The organism is Terrabacter ginsenosidimutans (assembly GCF_039539425.1).
GTDB classification, from domain to species: Bacteria; Actinomycetota; Actinomycetes; order Actinomycetales; family Dermatophilaceae; genus Terrabacter; species Terrabacter ginsenosidimutans.
Map to the genome: position 1 here is coordinate 418,587 of NZ_BAABDC010000002.1, position 17,676 is coordinate 436,262.

At 72.1% G+C, this 17,676-nt stretch carries 19 protein-coding genes; 15 read left to right on the forward strand and 4 right to left on the reverse strand.

The window, feature by feature from the left end; translation table 11 throughout:
• Window positions 1–15: 15 nt before the first annotated feature.
• The 6 genes from ABD831_RS07925 (at window position 16) to trmD (ending at window position 4,888) form a co-directional block, all read left to right on the forward strand.
• On the forward strand, window positions 16–1,104 hold the full coding sequence (locus ABD831_RS07925) for an amidohydrolase family protein (RefSeq protein ID WP_344944057.1): 1,089 nt from the start codon (window positions 16–18) through the stop codon (window positions 1,102–1,104).
• Window positions 1,094–2,050 carry a GNAT family N-acetyltransferase gene (locus tag ABD831_RS07930; protein WP_344944060.1) on the forward strand — a complete coding sequence of 319 codons (957 nt, stop codon included), beginning with the start codon at window positions 1,094–1,096 and terminating at the stop codon, window positions 2,048–2,050. The genes ABD831_RS07925 and ABD831_RS07930 overlap by 11 nt, the downstream gene beginning before the upstream one ends.
• Window positions 2,051–2,246: 196 nt before the next feature.
• Complete coding sequence (rpsP, locus tag ABD831_RS07935) at window positions 2,247–2,702, forward strand: 30S ribosomal protein S16 (RefSeq protein ID WP_344944063.1); 456 nt, start codon at window positions 2,247–2,249, stop codon at window positions 2,700–2,702.
• A gap of 2 nt (window positions 2,703–2,704) precedes the next feature.
• A complete protein-coding gene (locus ABD831_RS07940; protein ID WP_030146663.1) occupies window positions 2,705–2,947 on the forward strand; it encodes an RNA-binding protein in 243 nt (80 codons plus the stop codon).
• A 181-nt stretch (window positions 2,948–3,128) separates the two neighbouring features.
• Entirely contained in the window at window positions 3,129–3,656 is a 528-nt protein-coding gene (gene rimM, locus ABD831_RS07945; protein WP_142177349.1) for a ribosome maturation factor RimM, read from the forward strand.
• Between the two features lie 32 nt (window positions 3,657–3,688).
• Window positions 3,689–4,888: a tRNA (guanosine(37)-N1)-methyltransferase TrmD gene (gene trmD / locus ABD831_RS07950; protein WP_344945371.1), complete on the forward strand. Its 1,200-nt coding sequence runs from the start codon at window positions 3,689–3,691 to the stop codon at window positions 4,886–4,888.
• Between the two features lie 12 nt (window positions 4,889–4,900).
• Here the strand turns inward: trmD and ABD831_RS07955 are convergent, their stop codons facing one another.
• Window positions 4,901–5,659 carry an ABC transporter permease gene (locus ABD831_RS07955; RefSeq protein ID WP_344944067.1) on the reverse strand — a complete coding sequence of 253 codons (759 nt, stop codon included), beginning with the start codon at window positions 5,657–5,659 and terminating at the stop codon, window positions 4,901–4,903.
• A gap of 228 nt (window positions 5,660–5,887) precedes the next feature.
• Between ABD831_RS07955 and rplS the strand changes: the two genes are divergently transcribed.
• The 9 genes from rplS (at window position 5,888) to ABD831_RS08000 (ending at window position 13,292) form a co-directional block, all read left to right on the forward strand.
• Entirely contained in the window at window positions 5,888–6,262 is a 375-nt protein-coding gene (gene rplS, locus ABD831_RS07960; RefSeq protein ID WP_344944069.1) for a 50S ribosomal protein L19, read from the forward strand.
• 42 nt (window positions 6,263–6,304) lie between these two features.
• Entirely contained in the window at window positions 6,305–7,084 is a 780-nt protein-coding gene (gene lepB, locus ABD831_RS07965) for a signal peptidase I (protein ID WP_344944072.1), read from the forward strand.
• A complete protein-coding gene (lepB, locus tag ABD831_RS07970) occupies window positions 7,084–7,968 on the forward strand; it encodes a signal peptidase I (RefSeq protein ID WP_344944074.1) in 885 nt (294 codons plus the stop codon). The genes lepB (ABD831_RS07965) and lepB (ABD831_RS07970) overlap by 1 nt, the downstream gene beginning before the upstream one ends.
• A 17-nt stretch (window positions 7,969–7,985) precedes the next feature.
• A complete protein-coding gene (locus tag ABD831_RS07975) occupies window positions 7,986–8,756 on the forward strand; it encodes a ribonuclease HII (RefSeq protein ID WP_344944077.1) in 771 nt (256 codons plus the stop codon).
• Window positions 8,753–9,073, forward strand: a complete 321-nt coding sequence (locus ABD831_RS07980; RefSeq protein WP_030146655.1) for a DUF2469 domain-containing protein — start codon at window positions 8,753–8,755, stop codon at window positions 9,071–9,073. Before ABD831_RS07975 ends, ABD831_RS07980 begins: the two co-directional genes overlap by 4 nt.
• Window positions 9,074–9,184: 111 nt before the next feature.
• Complete coding sequence (locus tag ABD831_RS07985; protein WP_344944080.1) at window positions 9,185–9,550, forward strand: YraN family protein; 366 nt, start codon at window positions 9,185–9,187, stop codon at window positions 9,548–9,550.
• A complete protein-coding gene (locus ABD831_RS07990) occupies window positions 9,550–11,106 on the forward strand; it encodes a YifB family Mg chelatase-like AAA ATPase (protein ID WP_344944082.1) in 1,557 nt (518 codons plus the stop codon). Before ABD831_RS07985 ends, ABD831_RS07990 begins: the two co-directional genes overlap by 1 nt.
• Before the next feature lie 66 nt (window positions 11,107–11,172).
• Window positions 11,173–12,279: a DNA-processing protein DprA gene (gene dprA / locus ABD831_RS07995; protein ID WP_344944085.1), complete on the forward strand. Its 1,107-nt coding sequence runs from the start codon at window positions 11,173–11,175 to the stop codon at window positions 12,277–12,279.
• Window positions 12,280–12,365: 86 nt separating this feature from the next.
• Window positions 12,366–13,292, forward strand: coding sequence for a tyrosine recombinase XerC (locus tag ABD831_RS08000; protein ID WP_425582807.1), 927 nt, complete (start codon window positions 12,366–12,368; stop codon window positions 13,290–13,292).
• 63 nt (window positions 13,293–13,355) lie between these two features.
• On the opposite strand, the gene ABD831_RS08005 is transcribed toward ABD831_RS08000, so the two are convergent.
• From ABD831_RS08005 to ABD831_RS08015, 3 genes are all read right to left on the reverse strand, one after another.
• The gene (locus ABD831_RS08005; RefSeq protein ID WP_344944091.1) at window positions 13,356–13,898 is read right to left on the reverse strand and encodes a M23 family metallopeptidase; all 543 of its coding nucleotides are present in this window, start codon (window positions 13,896–13,898) and stop codon (window positions 13,356–13,358) included.
• Window positions 13,899–14,093: 195 nt separating this feature from the next.
• Complete coding sequence (locus ABD831_RS08010; protein WP_344944094.1) at window positions 14,094–15,272, reverse strand: pyridoxal phosphate-dependent aminotransferase; 1,179 nt, start codon at window positions 15,270–15,272, stop codon at window positions 14,094–14,096.
• A gap of 222 nt (window positions 15,273–15,494) precedes the next feature.
• A complete protein-coding gene (locus ABD831_RS08015) occupies window positions 15,495–17,411 on the reverse strand; it encodes a DUF6541 family protein (RefSeq protein ID WP_344944097.1) in 1,917 nt (638 codons plus the stop codon).
• Window positions 17,412–17,676: the final 265 nt, after the last annotated feature.

Consider the following 17,676-nt stretch of genomic DNA (forward strand, 5'->3'; position numbering starts at 1 on the left):
GTTAGGGTCGGTGCCATGAGTGCACCGGTGCTCCACGTCCGCGGTCGGGTGCTCGTCGGTCCCGACGACGTCGTCGACGAGCTGTGGGTCGTCGGCGGCCGCCTGTCGTTCACGCCGCCCGCCGACCGCAGCGACGAGCAGACGCTCGAGGGATGGGTGCTGCCGGGCCTCGTCGACGCCCACTGCCACGTCGGTCTGGGTCCCCACGGGGCCGTGCCGCGCGAGGAGGCCGAGCAGCAGGCGCTCACCGACCGCGACCGCGGCACGCTGCTCATCCGTGACGCCGGGCAGCCGGGCGACACCCGATGGGTCGACGAACGCGAGGACCTGCCGAAGATCATCCGGGCAGGACGCCACATCGCGCGCACCCGGCGCTACATCCGCAACTACGCCCACGAGGTGGAGGAGCACGAGCTGTCCCGCCACGTCCGGCTCGAGGCGCACCGCGGCGACGGCTGGGTCAAGCTCGTCGGCGACTGGATCGACCGCGACGTCGGCGACCTGGCCCCGAGCTGGTCGCGCGAGGCCGTCGCCGACGCGATCGCCGCCGCGCACGAGGAGGGGGTGCGGGTCACCGCGCACTGCTTCGGCGAGGAGTCCCTGCGCGACCTGGCCGCGGCGGGCATCGACTGCATCGAGCACGCGACGGGCCTGCGTGAGGACTCCATCGAGACCTTCGCCGCCCAGGGCATCGCCATCGTCCCGACGCTCGTCAACATCGCCCAGTTCCCCGACCTCGCGGCGCCGGCGAAGGACAGGTTCCCCGACTACCACCGCCACATGCTCGACCTGCACGAACGGCGCTACGCCACCGTCGGCGCGGCGCACGAGGCGGGCGTGCCCATCTACGTCGGCACGGACGCCGGCGGCAGCCTGCCGCACGGGCTCGTCGCGCAGGAGATGCTCGAGCTGACGAAGGCGGGGCTCACCAACGCCGAGGTCGTCTCCGCTGCGACGTGGGGTGCCCGCGACTGGCTCGGTCGACCCGGCCTCGTCGAGGGCGAGGACGCCGACCTCGTCGTCTACGCGTCCGACCCGCTCGCCGACGTCACCGTGGTCGGCGACCCGATCGGTGTCGTCCTGCGAGGCCGCGTTGTCGTCTGACCAGCCCTCCGGACACCCGGCCGAGCCCGCCGCCCACGAGGCACCCTTCACCGCGACGGGGGAGCGGGTCGAGGTGCGTCCGCCCTCGGCTGCCGACATCGAGGCGTACGCCGCCGCCGTCACCCTCTCGGAGCGGCGGCTCTCCGACTTCGCGGTGCCCGACCCGCACAACCTGCCGGTCGTCCTGGACAACCAGTCGCCGACCTACCGGACCTTCATGGTCCATGCGCTGGACCCGGAGGGATCGCACGGCCTCGTCGGCCGCATCAACGTCGCCAACGTCGTCGGTGGCGCGTTCCGCAGCGCGAGCATCGGCTACGACTCCTACGACCCGTATGCCGGCCGGGGCCTCTTCGTCGAGGGACTGCGGCTCACGCTCGACCTCGTCTTCGCCGACCCTCCCCACGGGATGGGCCTGCACCGGGTGGAGGCCAACATCCAGCCGGCCAACCACAGGTCCGCCGGGCTCGTGCGCTCGGTGGGCTTCGTGCACGAGGGCTTCTCCCGCCACTTCCTGCACCTGCCAGGGATCGACGGCCGCCGCGACTGGCGCGACCACGACCGGTTCGCGATGCTCGCCAGCGACTGGCCGTGCGTGCCCTACCGACCGCACGGCCACCGGCGCATCGCCTGCGTGGTCCGCGGAGCCGGCAGCTCCGGCTACGGCTACGGCGGCACGAGCCTGGGGGCCGCCGTGGCCGCCGAGCTCGGCATCCCGCTCTACTCGTCGACGGTCGTCGAGAGCACCGCTGCGCTCTTCGAGCTGCTCCGGTCCTCGCCCGTGGGTGGCGTCGTCGAGTGCCGCCTGACCGGTCCGGAGCTGCGGATGGGCCTCGCCCGGGCTGGCTTCGAGCCCTCCGGCGTGCCCGTCCTCGACCACGCCGTCGACGTGCCGAAGCGCGAGGTCGTGCAGCACGCCCTCGCGGTCCGGGCCGCCTACGCCTGACGCAGTGACGGCATACGCCTCCCGGTGGGGTGCAGGGGTGCGTGTCCGGAGCACCCCTCCGGGTCTGGCAGAATGGAGGGCTGTACCCGTCCGGCCCCCTCTCGGCTGGACCGGACGCCTACACACCGAGCGTCGGCTCCCCGTCTGAACCCAGTCGGTCTCGCCGCGCTCACTACTGGTTGAGGAGACCGCCACCATGGCAGTCAAGATCCGTCTGAAGCGCATGGGCAAGATCCGTGCACCGTTCTACCGCGTCGTCGTCATGGACTCGCGCACCAAGCGTGACGGCCGTGCGATCGAGGAGATCGGCAAGTACCACCCCACCGAGCAGCCGTCGCTCATCGACATCGACATCGAGCGCGCGCACTACTGGCTGAGCCAGGGCGCCCAGCCGACCGAGGCCGTCGCGGCGCTCATCAAGATCGTGGACGAGGGCAAGCTCCAGACCAAGGAGCCGAAGACCCCGAAGAAGGACCTCTACGAGGCTGCTGTCGCCGCTGCCGGTGGCAAGAAGGACGCCGGCACCGACGGTCCGACGCCGCGCAAGAAGGCCGCCAAGAAGGCCGAGCCCAAGGCTGACGAGAAGGCCGACGAGAAGGCCGAGGCTCCGGCCGAGGCCGCTGCCGACGAGTCCGCGAAGGCCGAGGCCTGAGCATGCTCGAGGAGGCGCTCGAGCACCTCGTCAAGGGCATCGTCGACCACGACGAGGACGTCGTCGTGCGCCGCAAGGAGCTGCGCCGCGGTGAGCTGCTCGAGGTCCGGGTCCACCCCGACGACCTCGGCCGCGTCATCGGTCGCTCCGGCCGCACGGCGAGCGCGCTGCGCACCGTCGTCGGAGCCCTGGCGGGCAACAACAACGTGCGCGTCGACATCGTCGACACCGACCGCGCACGCTGAGCGCCGACGACTCGAGCCCGAGCTCTGGAGTCACGCAGCTCCAGAGCTCCAGGGCTCCGGACTCACCGATGCACCGAGAGGGGCGTCCCGGTTCTGCCGGGGCGCCCCTCTCGTCGTCAGCGGGTCACCACCTCTCGACGAGTGGTCTCCTGCGCCCGCCAGAACTGAGAGGATTCGGCCCATGAACGTCGTGCTCGCCCGCATCGGCAAACCCCACGGACTGCTGGGAGAGGTGACCGTCCAGCTGCACACGGACGACCCCGAGACCCGCTTCGCCGTCGGCACCGTCATCGCGACCGAGTCCGAGCCGGGGTCCGGGGTGCCGACCACGCTCACCGTGGCCTCGACCCGGGTGCACCGCGGCATCTGGCTGCTCACGTTCGAGGAGATCCCCGACCGCTCCGGCGCCGAGAGCCTGCGAGGCACCCGTCTCGTGCTGCCCGAGTCCGACCCGCAGGCGGAGGACGACGCCTTCTACGAGGAGGACCTCGTCGGCCTCGAGGTGCGTGACACGACGGGCGAGAAGGTCGGCACCGTGAGCGGCCTCGAGATCGGCCCCGCCCAGGACCGCCTCGTCGTCACGCTCACCGACGGCGTCACGGCCTACGTCCCGTTCGTGCGGCGCATCGTCCCCACCGTCGCCGCCGACCACGTCGTCGTCGACCCGCCACCCGGACTCTTCGACCTCTACCGCGAGGGCACCGAGTGACGGTGCCCGAGCAGCAGGCGGCTCGGCCCTCCATGCGCGTCGACGTCGTCACGATCTTCCCCGAGTACCTCGCCCCGCTCGACCTGTCGCTCATCGGCAAGGCGCGCGAGGACGGGCTGCTCGACGTCCGCGTCCACGACCTGCGCGACTTCACCCACGACCGCCACCGCACCGTCGACGACACCCCGTACGGCGGCGGAGCCGGCATGGTCATGAAGCCGCAGCCCTGGGCCGAGGCGCTCGACCACGTGCTCGCGCAGGACAACCCGTCCGGCGCGAAGCCGCGACTCATCGTGCCCGGTCCCGGCGGGCAGCCGTTCACGCAGGCGCTGGCGCGCGAGCTCGCGCAGGAGCCGTGGCTTGCGTTCGCCTGCGGGCGTTACGAGGGCATCGACGAGCGCGTGTACGACCACGCCCGCGAGGACCTCGGTCTCGAGGTCTCCGTCGTCAGCCTCGGCGACTACGTCCTCAACGGCGGCGAGGTGGCCGTGCTCGCCATGGTCGAGGCCGTCGGACGGCTCGTCCCGGGGGTCATCGGCAACGCCGAGTCGCTCGTCGAGGAGTCCCACGAGGACGGTCTGCTCGAGTACCCCATCTACACCAAGCCCAGCTCGTGGAATGGCCGCGAGGTCCCACCGGTCCTGCTGTCCGGCAACCACGGCGCCATCGCCGACTGGCGCCACGCCCAGCGGCTCGCCCGCACGGCCGCCCGTCGACCCGACCTGCTCCACGCCTCGCACGGGACCGATGGCAGCGACGTCGAGATCACCGCGGCGACCCCCGGCGACGTGCCGGAGCTCGCCGTCCTGATGCGCGCCTGCTGGGTGCAGGAGGCCGTCGCGAACGGCACCCTCGACATCCCCGCGCTGCACGAGAGCCTCGACGACGTCCGGTCCGACCTCGACACCACGCAGACGTGGGTGGCTCGCAGCGGGGGGCGGCTCGTCGGTGCGGTGCGGACGTCGCGCACCTCGACCGAGTCGTCGTCCGGGGACGACTGGTTCATCGGACGCCTCTGCGTCGTGCCCGACCTGCAGGGTCGTGGACTCGGCCGGCGCCTGCTCGAGCACGCCGAGGCCACGGCACCGGACGGCATACGCACGTTCACCCTCGTGACCGGCGCACGCAGCGCCGACAACCTCCGGATGTACAAGAAGGCCGGGTACCGCCTCGTCGAGACGCCCGCGCCGGTCCCCGGCGCGGTCACGCTCGTCAAGCGCCGTCGCGGCTGACGGTCGGGTCGCTCACGACACCAGGGCCAGGCCGAGGTCGTCCGGCAGCAGGAGGCGCCGGCGGATCAGGGCGGCCTGCACCCCCGCCGTGATCGACTGCGTGGCCATGATCGCGAAGAGCACGAGGACCTGCGCCGTCGCCGCCTGGACGGCACTGCCGCCACCGAGCATGACGCCGATGAAGGCGCCGGGGAGCGTCACGATGCCCGACGTGCGCACCTGGTCCAGGCTCGGGACGATGCCCTCGGGCACGCGCCGGGCGATGATCTCGTCGATGGCCTGGCTCGAGGTGAGTCCGAGCGACAGCGATGCCTCGTACTGTCCGTGCTCCTCGCGCAGCGCCGCGAAGGTGCGCCGACCGACGAGGGTGTGCACCGTCATCGTGTTGCCGATGACGATGCCCGCGACGGGGATGACGGCGATCCCCGTCAGCGGCACGGAGCCTGTGGCCAGCACGATCCCGACGACCGGGACTATGCCGCACGCCATCGCTGCGGCGGCCCACGGCCAGGTCCCCGGGGCGCCGACGCGCTTGGACGTCGTGGCGACGGCCGTCGCGAACATCGCGCCCACGGCGACGAACGACCACCACAGGGAGCCGACCACCGCGGTGATGACGAGGGCCACGAGCGAGAGCTGCACGACCGCCCGCGCGCCCGCGATCGCCGACTGGCGTCCCAGGCCGACGCCGCTGACCCGGTTGGCGACCACCGTCACGAGCATGAGGATGGCGAGACAGACGTACACGGGCCAGCCGGGGGAGACACTCACGGCCCCACGCTAGGGCACGGCCGGCCGGTGCAACGGTCCCCGATTTCTGCTCAGCCGTCTGCTCTGGCAGACTTGCTCCTTGCGTCCGGCACACGACGGCCCCTGCCACAGGGGGAGTCGGGTCACCACCCAGCACGACGAGCAGCACCGGTGACTCGACGCGGCCCGACGGACGCGTCCACACCTTTGTGACGAGGTGGCCTGTGGCACCCAGGAAAGCGAAGCATCATGCACACGTTTGACGACATCAACGCCGCATCGCTGCGCTCGGACGTTCCCGAGTTCCGCGCCGGCGACACCCTCAAGGTCCACGTCAAGGTCATCGAGGGCACGCGCTCGCGTGTCCAGGTGTTCCAGGGCATCGTCATCCGTCGTCACGGCGGCGGCATCGGCGAGACCTTCACCGTTCGCAAGATCTCCTTCGGTGTCGGCGTCGAGCGCACCTTCCCGCTGCACACCCCGGTCATCGACAAGATCGAGGTCGTGACCCGCGGTGACGTCCGTCGCGCGAAGCTCTACTACCTGCGTGGTCTGCGCGGCAAGGCCGCCAAGATCCGCGAGAAGCGCGACAGCATCCCGGCCAAGGCCGGCGCGAAGAGCTGACGACCTGCTGACGCAGTCGTCCGTCCAGTAACGCGAGGCGCGGTGGACCCCGAGCGGGCCGTCCCGGAGACATCCGAGACGCCCTTAGAGCCGGGGTCCACCGCGCCTCCGTCGCGTTCGGGGGAGCCCGCCGCGTCCGGTGGTCGCGAGGACCGGGTCGCGCACAGCCGGGTGTATGCCGCCGCGCGCCGTCACCGGTGGCTGCTCGGTCCCGCCCTGCTGCTCATCGCGATCGTCGTCGTCCGCGCCTTCCTCGTGACGCCCTTCGGCATCCCGAGCGAGTCGATGCAGGACACGCTGCTCATCGGCGACCGCATCCTCGTCAGCCGCACGACGGCGACGGCCGACCTCCGTCGCGGGGACATCGTCGTCTTCGACGCGTCCCAGGCGTTCAACCTGCGGGTGCCCGAGCGGGGCATCGCGCAGACACTGGTCGAGGCCGTCGAGAGCCTGGCCGGGAAGGGCCAGCCGACCGACTACGTCAAACGGGTCATCGGCCTGCCGGGCGACCACGTTCGGTGCTGCGCGGCCGACGGACGACTCGAGATCAACGGGGTCGCCGTCACCGAGCCCTACGTCGCCGCGGGCCAGAGACCGAGCAACCTGACCTTCGACGTGACGGTCCCTCCCGACCGTTTCTGGGTCATGGGCGACAACCGCGGCTCGTCCGCCGACTCCCGCGCGCACCTCGGCGATCCGGGTGGCGGCATGGTGCCGGGGGACGACATGATCGGCAAGGTTTGGGTGCGATACTGGCCGCTCGATCGGCTCGGACCGGTCGACCAAGGACAAATTGCCTCCGTCCCACGAAATGGTGAGTGATGTCGCAGTACACCGGACGCCCCGAAGACCCGACGCGCGGGCGCACTGCTGACGACACCGACGACATCGACGACGACCTCGACGACTACGACGACGACGAGCCCCGCAGCTTCGGCGCGACCATCCTGGCCGGCATCAAGGAGCTCGTCATCGTCGTCGTCCTCGCGATGGCGCTCTCCTTCGTGGTCAAGACGTGGCTCTTCCAGGCCTTCTACATCCCGTCGGGCTCGATGGAGAACACCCTCGTCAAGGACGACCGCGTCATCGTCAGCAAGCTGACGCCCGGACCCTTCGACCTCAAGAGGGGCGACGTCGTCGTCTTCGAGGACCCGGGCGTGCCCACCCCCTGGCTCGGCGACCTCAGCGGCCAGCGCAGCAACGTCGGCGGGCCCTTCCACGACGCCCTCGTGTTCGTCGGGCTGCTGCCCGAGGACTCGGAGAACCACCTCATCAAGCGCGTCATCGGGCTACCCGGCGACCACGTCCAGGCTGACGGCGACACCGGCAAGATCAAGGTCAACGGCGTCGAGATCACCGAGCCTTACGTCAAGCCGGGCGACTACCCGAGCGAGGGCAAGAAGTTCGACATCACCGTGCCGGCCGGCCGTATCTGGGTCATGGGCGACCACCGCAGCGACTCCTCCGACAGCCGGTGGCACGACGACGGCACCGGAGCCACCGGTTCCGTGCCGATGGACAAGATCGTGGGCCGCGCCCTGTTCGTCGTGTGGCCCATCGACCACGTGACGTGGCTCGGCGTGCCCGAGCGCACCTTCTCGCAGGTGCCGACGGCCACGACGCCGTCGACCAAGCCGACGGGCAAGGCCACGACCAACCCGCGCCCCACCGGCACGCCGGCCGCGTCGACGACGAAGGCCGGCTGATCGGCAGCCCCGGCACCATGGCACGACCTGCATCGTCCACGAAACCCTCACTGCGGGTCGAGCGCGCCCTGCAGCGCTCCGGCCACCGTCTGCTCGCCGGCATGGACGAGGTCGGCCGCGGAGCGCTCGCCGGCCCGGTCAGCGTCGGGGTCGTCGTCATCGACGAGACCGTCCGGTCGGCGCCGATCGGGGTCAAGGACTCCAAGCTGCTCACCGAGAAGGCCCGCACGGTGCTCGTGCCCCGCATCCAGCGGTGGGCCGTGGCCTATGCAGTCGGTCACGCGAGCGCCGACGAGATCGACGAGATCGGCATCATGCGGGCGCTGCGGCTGGCCGGTACACGGGCCCTGGGCGCCCTCGGGGTCGTGCCTGACCTCGTCATCCTCGACGGCAACCACGACTGGCTCACGGCGCCGGCGGAGGTCGGGCTCTTCGCCTTCGCCGACGACGCCGGCCCGACGACCCCGCCGGTGACCACGATGGTCAAGGCCGACCTGAAGTGCTCGTCAGTAGCGGCGGCCAGCGTGCTCGCGAAGGTCGAGCGGGACCAGATGATGGTGGCCCTCTCGGCGGACCACCCGGCCTACGGTTGGTCGCTCAACAAGGGCTACTCCGCGCCCGAGCACATGGACGCCCTCGCCCGCCTCGGCCCGTGCGAGCTGCACCGTCGCTCGTGGCGCCTGCCCGGCGTCTACGTGGAGGAGCCCGACGAGGTGTTGAATGAGGGCACGGAGAACCTCGCTCCGGTGCCCACCACGGCAGAGCAGACAGGGACGGCGATCAGGTGAGTTCGGAAGATCTCGAGAAGTACGAGACCGAGATGGAGCTCCAGCTCTACAAGGAGTACCGCGACGTCGTCGGCCTCTTCACGCACGTCGTCGAGACCGAGCGCCGTTTCTACCTCGCCAACTCCGTCGACGTGAAGGTGCGCAGCGACGGCGGGGAGGTGTTCTTCGACGTGACGATGGCCGACGCCTGGGTGTGGGACATCTACCGGCCGGCGCGGTTCGTCAAGAACGTCCGGGTCGTGACGTTCAAGGACGTCAACGTCGAGGAGCTGCCCAAGCCCGACATCAAGCTCCCGGAGAGCGGCGACTTCAGCTGACGCCCGGCCGCGAGGCCGCGTCGTCCACACCCCCTCACCGATGGCGTATGCCGTCCACAGCCTCGCGCGGACGGGTGTCCGCGGTGACCCGGCGGCGCGAGAGTGGCCGCCATGGACCTCTCCACCCGCGCCCTCGGCGACTACGGCGAACGACTCGCGTGCCGCTACATGCTCGCGCAGGGACTCACGGTCATCGACCGCAACTGGCGGTGCGTGCGCGGTGAGATCGACGTCGTCGCCCGCGACGGCCGCGAGCTCGTGGTCTGCGAGGTCAAGACCCGCACGACCGAGGCCTACGGGGCGCCGTTCGAGGCGGTGACGTGGAGCAAGCAGCGGCGCCTGCGACGGCTCGCCGGGCTGTGGCGCGACGACCACGTCGACCTGGCGCGGGGTCTCTCGTTGCGCATCGACGTCATCTCCATCCTGCGGCCGCGCGCAGGTCGGGCGCGCCTCGAGCACCTCAGGGCGGTGTGCTGATGGGACTCGGTCGCACCCGGTCGGTCGGGCTGCGGGGCGTGCACGGGTTCGTCGTCGACGTCGAGGCCCACGTGACCCAGGGCCTGCCCGGTTTTGCGATCAGCGGCCTGGGCGACTCGGCCGTCAAGCAGTCCTCGGACCGGATCAAGGCCGCGGCCGCGCTCATCGAGAAGATGCCGGTGAGCCAGCGTCGGGTCACCGTCAACCTGTCACCGGCGGGGGAGCGCAAGGTCGGGACGGGCTTCGACCTCGGCATCTTCATCGCCGTCGCTGCGGCGATGGAGCTCGTCAAGGTCGGCGTCGTGCGCGATGTCGTCCACATCGGCGAGGTCGGCCTCGACGGGACGGTGCGCCCGGTCCCCGGGGTGCTGCCCCTCGTGCGCGCGGCCTCCCTCGTCGGCGTCCGGCACGTCGTCGTCCCGGTCGCCAACGCCGGGGAGGCCCGCCTCGTCTCCGGGGTGCACGTGCACCCGGTGGCCGACGTCACGGAGCTGGTCCGACGCTACGACGCGCTCGGGAAGGGACGCGGTGTCGAGGAGGTGCCGGTGCCCCCGGTCGCTCCGCCACCGCCGGACCCGGTGCGCGACCTCAGCGAGGTCGTCGGTCAGGCCGACGCCAAGCTCGCGCTCGAGATCGCTGCGGCCGGAGGCCATCACCTGCTGTTCGCCGGTCCGCCCGGGGCGGGCAAGACGATGCTGGCCGAGCGGCTGCCGGGACTGCTGCCTGCGCTCGGCGAGGCCGAGTCGATGGAGGTCACGGCGATCCACTCGGTGCTCGGCACCCTCGGGTCCGGGCAGGACGCCCGACTCATCTCCAGGCCCCCGTTCGTGGCACCCCACCACGGGGCGTCGCAGGCGGCCGTCATCGGTGGCGGCTCCGGACGCATCCGCCCCGGCGCGATCACCCAGGCCCACCACGGAGTCCTCTTCCTCGACGAGACGCCGGAGTTCGACAAGAGCGTCCTCCAGTCGTTGCGCACGCCGCTCGAGCGCGGGTCGGTCTCCATCGCACGGGCACAGGAGACGGTCACCTTCCCGGCTCGGTTCCAGCTCGTCCTGGCCGCCAACCCCTGCCCGTGCGGCAACGGGTGGGGGAAGGGCCTGGACTGCACGTGCACCCCGCTCATGCGCCGCTCCTACTTCGGCAAGCTCAGCGGGCCGCTGCTCGACCGCGTCGACCTCCAGGTGCACGTGCAGCCCCCGGGGCTGTCGATGGCGGGAGCGCAGGCGGGGGAGTCCACGGCCTCGGTGGCGGCGCGGGTCACCGCCGCCCGAACAGCACAGGGGGAGCGCTGGCGGGAGGTCCTCGAGCGCCGCCGCGGGGTCAACGCCGACGTGCCGGGCTCGGTGCTGCGGGGCCGGCCGTGGCGCCTTCCCAGCACGGCGACCTCCACGCTCGACCGTGCGCTCGAGCGGGGAGCGCTCAGCCTGCGCGGCTACGACCGTACGCTGCGGTGCGCGTGGACCATCGCCGACGTCATGGGTCTCCAACGGCCCGGGCTTGAGCAGGTCGACCTCGCACTGTCCCTGCGTCACCGGGCCGGGGTCGCCGCATGAGGACGAGGAGGCCCCGCCGGCGCGTGGCCGCAGGCCACCCCACGAACGACACGCAGGAGGTGTCCGATGGACGCTGACCGGTTTGCCCGGGCGGCACTGTCGCGGCTCGCGGAGCCGTGCGACAGGGAGGTTCCCGGCCTCGTGGCGCAGCTGGGCTCCGTGGAGACACTCGAGCGCATCCGGGCCGGTCGGGGGACCCTGGCCCGTTTCGCGGCGCGGCTCGCCGTGCTCGACACCGAGCGCGACCTCGACATCGCAGCCAAGGTCGGGGCGCGGGTCGTCGTGCCCGGCGACGACGAGTGGCCCGAGCGGCTCGGCCAGATCTCCATCCCGCCCTACTGCCTGTGGGTGCGCGGTCCGCTCGACCTCGCGGAGACCGTCGAGCGATCCGTCGCCGTCGTCGGCTCGCGTACTGCCACCGCCTACGGTGAGCAAGTGGCCGCCGACATCGCCGCCGGTCTGTGCCAGCGGGGATGGGCCGTCGTGTCCGGGGCGGCCTTCGGCATCGACGGCAGCGCCCACCGCGGGGCCCTGGCCGTCGACGGCGCCACGGTCGCGGTGCTGGCCGGTGGGGTCGAGCGGCCCTACCCGTCAGGGCACGCCGCCCTCATCTCGCGGATCGCGCGGGACGGGCTGGTGGTCGCCGAGGTGGCGCCGGGGTCGGCCCCCATGAAGTCACGGTTCCTGGCGCGCAACCGGCTCATCGCCGGCATGACGCGCGGCACGGTCGTCGTCGAGGCCGACCTCCGGTCGGGCTCGCGCAACACCGTCAAGCACGCGATCGAGGCCGGGCGCCACGTCGGTGCCGTTCCCGGCCCCGTCACGTCGATGACCTCGTCCGGATGCCACCAGGAGATCCGTGACGCGAGAGCCGTGCTCGTCACCAGCGCCGAGGAGGTCATCGACCTCGTGGGCGACCTCGGCGACGACGCCCACGAGCCGGCCCGTGGCCCGGTGCTGCCCGGCGACGATCTCCCGCAGCTCGACGCCCTCGTCCTCGAGGCCGTGCCCTTCCGCTCCGGCCTGACGCTCGATGCCATCGTCCGGCAGGTGGCGCAGGCGCCACTCGTCGTCAGGGCGGCACTGGGCCGCCTCGAGCGGCTCGACCTCGTCGGCGAGTCCGCGGGCACGTGGCGCAAACGACCGCAACGTCGTCAGCTCCCGCTCGGATGAGCACTCGATCCCTCGGTGAGGGCGGGCGTCGCGGCGCGGCGCTTGCCAGGGGGCGGCCGGTTTGCGATGGTGCGGGAGTGACGGATGTGGTGGAGGGCTCCGACGTGCTCGAGCGGCACGCCGAGCTGCTGCACGCCTACTCCCGCCACCTCGGGGCCGAGCGGGGACGGTCCGTGCACACCCGACGCGCCTACCTCGGTGATGTCCGGCACCTGCTTTCCTTCGCGGCTGCACGGGGCATCGACGAGATCGGCGACCTGCGCATCGGTGACCTCCGATCCTGGCTGGGCAGCCAGGCCGACGCGGGCGCCGCGCGTGCGACCATCGCCCGCCGGGCCGCCTCGGCGCGGACGTTCCTGCGGTGGGCCGAGCACACCGGCCGGATCGCGACCGATCCCTCTCTGCGCCTCGTCGCACCGAAGCGCCACGCGAGCCTGCCGGGGGTCCTGCGCCAGGGGGAGGCGACCGAGCTGCTCGACCTCGCCGCCGTCCGTGCCGACGACGAGGACCCGATCCACGTGCGCGACCGGGCGGTGCTCGAGCTGCTCTATGCCAGCGGCATCCGCGTGGGCGAGCTCGCGGCCCTCGACATCGACGACGTGGACCTGGCGCAGGGCGTCGTGCGCGTGATGGGCAAGGGGGCCAAGGAGCGGATCGTGCCCTTCGGCGCCCCGGCCGGACGCGCGATCGAGAGCTGGCTCGCGGTGCGCTCCCGCCTCGTCGGTGAGCACTCCGGGCCGGCGCTCTTCCTCGGCCGGCGCGGTCGCCGCGTCGACGCACGACAGGTGCGATCGGCTGTCCACGAGCTGCTCTCGCACCTGCCCGACGCCCCCGACCTCGGTCCGCACGGCCTGCGCCACAGCGCCGCCACGCACCTGCTCGAAGGCGGGGCGGACCTGCGCATGGTCCAGGAGATCCTCGGGCACGCCAGTCTCGCGACGACCCAGATCTACACCCACGTCTCGGTCGAGCGGCTGAGGCGCAGCTACGAGCAGGCCCACCCCCGGGCCTGAAGCGGCACCCCCGGCTCCGTGGACGGATGTGCGCCTTCGCCATGGTCGACGAGATCCGGACGGTCAGGGGAGGGGTAGCAGGATGACTCTCGCGCGGCCCACGAACGACAGCGGGTCGAGGTAGGTCTCACCGCGCAGCACGCCCCAGTGCACGCAGGTCTTCGGGGCACAGTGGCCGGCAGTGGAGGTGACCTCGCCGATCCGACCACCTCGCGCCACTGCAGTTCCCACGGCAGGTGCTCCAGCCACGGGCTCGAAGGTGCTGCGCAGTCCGCCCTCGTGGGTCACGACCACCACGGCGCGACCCGCGACCACCCCGGACCAGGACACGCGTCCGGCGGTCGGTGCGGTGACGAGCTGCCCGACGGAGGCGGAGAGGTCCACGCCGCGGTGACCGGGCAGCCAGGGCTGGTCGGGCGGGTCGAACCGCCGCACCACCTCGGGGTCCGGTTCCAGCGGCCAGACCCACCCGTCGCTGGCCGCCTGGCGGACGACCCGCGAACCACCCGCGGTGCCGGGGACGAGGGGAGCGGACGGAAGGGCGCCCGCACTCGTCACCGATGCGGCGGCGAGGACGGCACCCAGGAGGGTTGACCCGATCGACATGACGCCATGCTCGTCTGCGTCCGGACCCGTCGGCACCGTCCCCGGACGACCTGTGGAGAAGAGACGGTCCGGGCGGGGACCTGTGGAGAAGAGACGGTCCGGGCGGGGACCTGTGGACGGCAGCCGGCGTGGAACAGCTGGGGCGGTGGGCACCCGACCTGGGGTGGTGGGGCCGCTCGAGCTGGTCGGCGGTGCTCAGCCGCCGGAGGACGGGCGCGCGCCGGCGGCGGCGAGGCGGCGGCTCGCCTCGAGCAGGACCTCGTCCCGCTTGCAGAACGCGAAGCGCACCAACGTGCGCGCCGCGTCCTGGTCGTCGTGGAAGACCGACACGGGAACCCCCACCACCCCGGCGACCTGCGGCAGCCGGCGCGCGAACTCCAGGCCGTCGACCGCGCCGAGGGGCGCCGCGTCGGCGATGACGAAGTACGTGCCGGACGGGCGGGCGACCTGCAGTCCGGATGCCTCGAGCGCGGTGCACAGCAGGTCACGCTTGCCCTGCAGCGAGTCGCGCAGGCCGGCATACACCTCGTCGCCGAGCCCGAGGGCGAGGGCCACGGCAGGCTGGAACGGCCCCGATGCGACGTACGTGAGGAACTGCTTGACAGTGCGGGCCGCCGCGACGGCTTCGGCCGGCCCGGACAGCCAGCCGACCTTCCACCCCGTGGCCGAGAACGTCTTGCCTCCCGAGCTGATCGTGATCGTCCGGTCGGACATCCCCGGCAGCGTCGCCATCGGCACGTGCACCGCGTCGTCGAAGACGAGGTGCTCGTAGACCTCGTCGGTGACGACCCAGGCGTCGTGCTCGCGGGCCAGGGCCGCGATGAGCTCGAGCTCGGCACGCGTGAAGACCTTGCCGGTCGGGTTGTGGGGCGTGTTGAGGAGCACGAGACGGGTGCGCGAGCTGAAGGCTGCCCGCAGCGAAGCCTCGTCGACGGCGAAGTCCGGGAAACGCAGCACCGACGTACGGCGAGTGGCGCCGGCGAGGGCGATCGTGGCGGCATACGAGTCGTAGTAGGGCTCGAAGGTGACGACCTCGTCGCCGGGCTCGCAGAGCGCGAGGACGACCGACGCGATGGCTTCCGTCGCACCCGCGGTGACGAGCACCTGCGAGGAGGGGGCGAGCGCGATCCCGTAGAAGCGCTCCTGGTGGTTGGCGACCGCCTCGAGCAGCTCGGGGACGCCGGGGCCGGGCGGGTACTGGTTGCGACCGCCGTCGATGGCGGCCTTGGCCGCCTCGAGCATCTCGCGGGGGCCGTCGGTGTCGGGGAAGCCCTGCCCGAGGTTGATCGCGCCGGTCCGGGTCGCGAGCGCCGACATCTCGGCGAAGATCGTGGTCCCGAAGGGCTGCATGCGCGAGATCAGCGGCGAGCTCATGGCCACGAGCGTAGTCACGTGCCAGAGCCCCCGCCGGGGCACGTGGCGGGGGCTCCGACGTCTCGCGGTGGCTGTGGAGGGGTCAGTGCCGCGGGACGTGAGTGGAGATCCCACCCGGTCAGGGGGTCCGTGTGGGATCTCCACCCACACCATCGCGGTTCGGGCGAAAGCGTTACGCCCTGGGCAGGATCAGACGAAGAGGGCGTATGCCGCAGCGCCGGCTCAGGAGCCGGCAGCCGCACCCAGCCCGCAACCGGTGACGCGGTAGAGCGTGTAGTCCCCGTCGGTGCGGACGGGCTCGACGCCCTCGACGTGCGCGAGGTCGGCGAGGCCGGACGACCGCTCGGGCCGGTCGAGCCAGTAGACGTGGGTGGAGTCGACGGCCCAACGGATGTCGTGCCGCGCCATGGCCTCGCACACGTCGGGGCGGTTCGCCATGTCGTCGAAGCCGGTGCCGATGACGATCTCGTCGCCCGTCGTCGGGATCGGGATGGACCGGTAGAGGGTGTTGGTCCCGAAGAGCGCCCACATGAGCGGCGACCCGTTCTCGGGGCGGCCCACCACGCCCTGGCCGGCCGGGACGAGCGACGCGAGGCGACGCAACGAGTCCTGACCCTCGAACGAGAGGATGACCCGTTCGGGGGCGGTGGGGCGGAAGAAGCCGCTGAGCATGCGGCTTCGGGTGGCACCGTTGAGCCCGAGCGTGAGGAGCGGGATCACGAGCACCGCGACCAGCCCGACGGCGACCGGACGTGACCCGAGCGCCGGCACCTTGCGCAGCAGCTCGCGCAGGGCGGGGGCGGCTGCTGCCACGAGGACGACGCCGGGGACCGCCGCGAGCGAGGCCAGGCGGACCTTGTCGTTGTACCAGTAGCCGGTGACGAGCGAGGTCCACGAGAACGTCGACGACGCCGCCATGACGAACAGCAGCACGCACGCACCCCACATGGCCACGACCGGCAGGGCGGCTCGGGCGCGCAGGGCGATCCAGCCGATCCCGAGGGCGATGAGCAGCATGAGGCCCCACAGCACGTCGGGGACCTGCAGCCGTCCGCCGACGACCTCGACGAGCGCGGTCCAGACGGGGACGCGGTCCTTCCACTCGTACGACTGGGTCGAGGCGAGCTGGGCCGAGACGACGGGAGCGGCCACGAGGCCGACGACGCCGACGACCGCGACGATCGCGAGGTCCCGCGCGACGACCAGCCAGGGGAGGTGGCCGAGCCAGCCGGCGCGCAGGCGTGCGGTCACGAACCACACGAGCGCGAACACGACGAGGGCCACGAGGGCGTTGGGCTGGATGAGCGCGAGACCCGGCATCGCGGCGACGAAGCCGAGCCACTGCCCGATCCGCTTCGAGCGTGCGGCCTGGAGCATGAGGGCGAGGGCGCCCGGCGTCAGGGCCGTGGCCATGAGGTTGGGCCACAGGACGCCCCAGCCGAGGAGGATCGTCGGGAAGGCGATGAAGGCGGCGGAGGCGAACCCCGCGGCATACGTCACGAGGCGCGAGGTGCCGAGCGCGTGCCGCACGAGCGCCACGCAGCCGATGGGCCAGACGAGCGCCGCGAGCACGATGGTCGCGACGTTCGTGCCGGGGAGCACGTCGGCGAGCCCGGGCAGCAGGCCGGTCGCGACCCACGAGTGGAAGCCGTTCGGGTAGAACGTCGGGTTGGCGATCGAGAAGTTGCCGGTCTCGAGGAAGGTCTTGATCCGGCTGAGGTGGTAGACGGCGTCGGGCGAGTCGACGAGCTCGTCCGGGCGCCCCATGGCCGGCAGGATCGTCGCGAGCGCGAGCACCGCGCCGATGACGACGGCCACGACGGCGTCGGGACGTGGACGGCCCAGGAGGCGACGGGTGGCGCCGAGGTCGGGGTCGTGCCGGCCGAAGAGGCGCATCCCCACCCACGCGACGGCCACCGTCACCGTCGTCACCACGAGCAGTGGCAGCAGCCCCCAGCGCACACCGGCCCGCTGGGCGACCGTCGCGGACGCGGCGATGAGACCGGTCGAGACGGCGGGGGAGACGGCCAGTGCCTCGAGGCCACGGGCACCCAGCGCCCGCACGACGAGCCAGCCGGGCAGGAACAGCACGACCGAGAGGACGACGAAGGTCGGGACCGTCTCAACCCAGTGCGCCATGCGGGCCATTGTGTCGGGTCGCCACGATTTCTCCACCACCAGGGTCAGGACGTACGATGGTCGGCGGTCACGTGTGCTTGTCGCACGGGACCGTAATTCGCGCGTCTTCTGCCGGTCCGCCGGACCGGGTCGCACCACGGCAGTCCCCATCGTTCGCGGTGGGGCGGGGTGCGTCAGGCGCCAGGAGTGAGGTCGTATGCCGCCCGCCGGGTCACGTGCTCCACGTGACCGCAGGGCGACGGCGCCCACGCACAACTGACAACAC

Bases quoted from the DNA above. Each gene is read 5' to 3' on its own strand.
- ABD831_RS07925 (WP_344944057.1), top strand. From the start codon at position 16: ATGAGTGCACCGGTGCTCCACGTCCGCGGTCGGGTGCTCGTCGGTCCC.
- rpsP (WP_344944063.1), top strand. From the start codon at position 2,247: ATGGCAGTCAAGATCCGTCTGAAGCGCATGGGCAAGATCCGTGCACCG.
- ABD831_RS07940 (WP_030146663.1), top strand. From the start codon at position 2,705: ATGCTCGAGGAGGCGCTCGAGCACCTCGTCAAGGGCATCGTCGACCAC.
- rimM (WP_142177349.1), top strand. From the start codon at position 3,129: ATGAACGTCGTGCTCGCCCGCATCGGCAAACCCCACGGACTGCTGGGA.
- trmD (WP_344945371.1), top strand. From the start codon at position 3,689: ATGCGCGTCGACGTCGTCACGATCTTCCCCGAGTACCTCGCCCCGCTC.
- rplS (WP_344944069.1), top strand. From the start codon at position 5,888: ATGCACACGTTTGACGACATCAACGCCGCATCGCTGCGCTCGGACGTT.
- lepB (WP_344944074.1), top strand. From the start codon at position 7,084: ATGTCGCAGTACACCGGACGCCCCGAAGACCCGACGCGCGGGCGCACT.
- ABD831_RS07975 (WP_344944077.1), top strand. From the start codon at position 7,986: ATGGCACGACCTGCATCGTCCACGAAACCCTCACTGCGGGTCGAGCGC.
- ABD831_RS07985 (WP_344944080.1), top strand. From the start codon at position 9,185: ATGGACCTCTCCACCCGCGCCCTCGGCGACTACGGCGAACGACTCGCG.
- ABD831_RS07990 (WP_344944082.1), top strand. From the start codon at position 9,550: ATGGGACTCGGTCGCACCCGGTCGGTCGGGCTGCGGGGCGTGCACGGG.
- dprA (WP_344944085.1), top strand. From the start codon at position 11,173: ATGGACGCTGACCGGTTTGCCCGGGCGGCACTGTCGCGGCTCGCGGAG.
- ABD831_RS08005 (WP_344944091.1), bottom strand. From the start codon at position 13,898: ATGTCGATCGGGTCAACCCTCCTGGGTGCCGTCCTCGCCGCCGCATCG.
- ABD831_RS08010 (WP_344944094.1), bottom strand. From the start codon at position 15,272: ATGAGCTCGCCGCTGATCTCGCGCATGCAGCCCTTCGGGACCACGATC.
- ABD831_RS08015 (WP_344944097.1), bottom strand. From the start codon at position 17,411: ATGGCGCACTGGGTTGAGACGGTCCCGACCTTCGTCGTCCTCTCGGTC.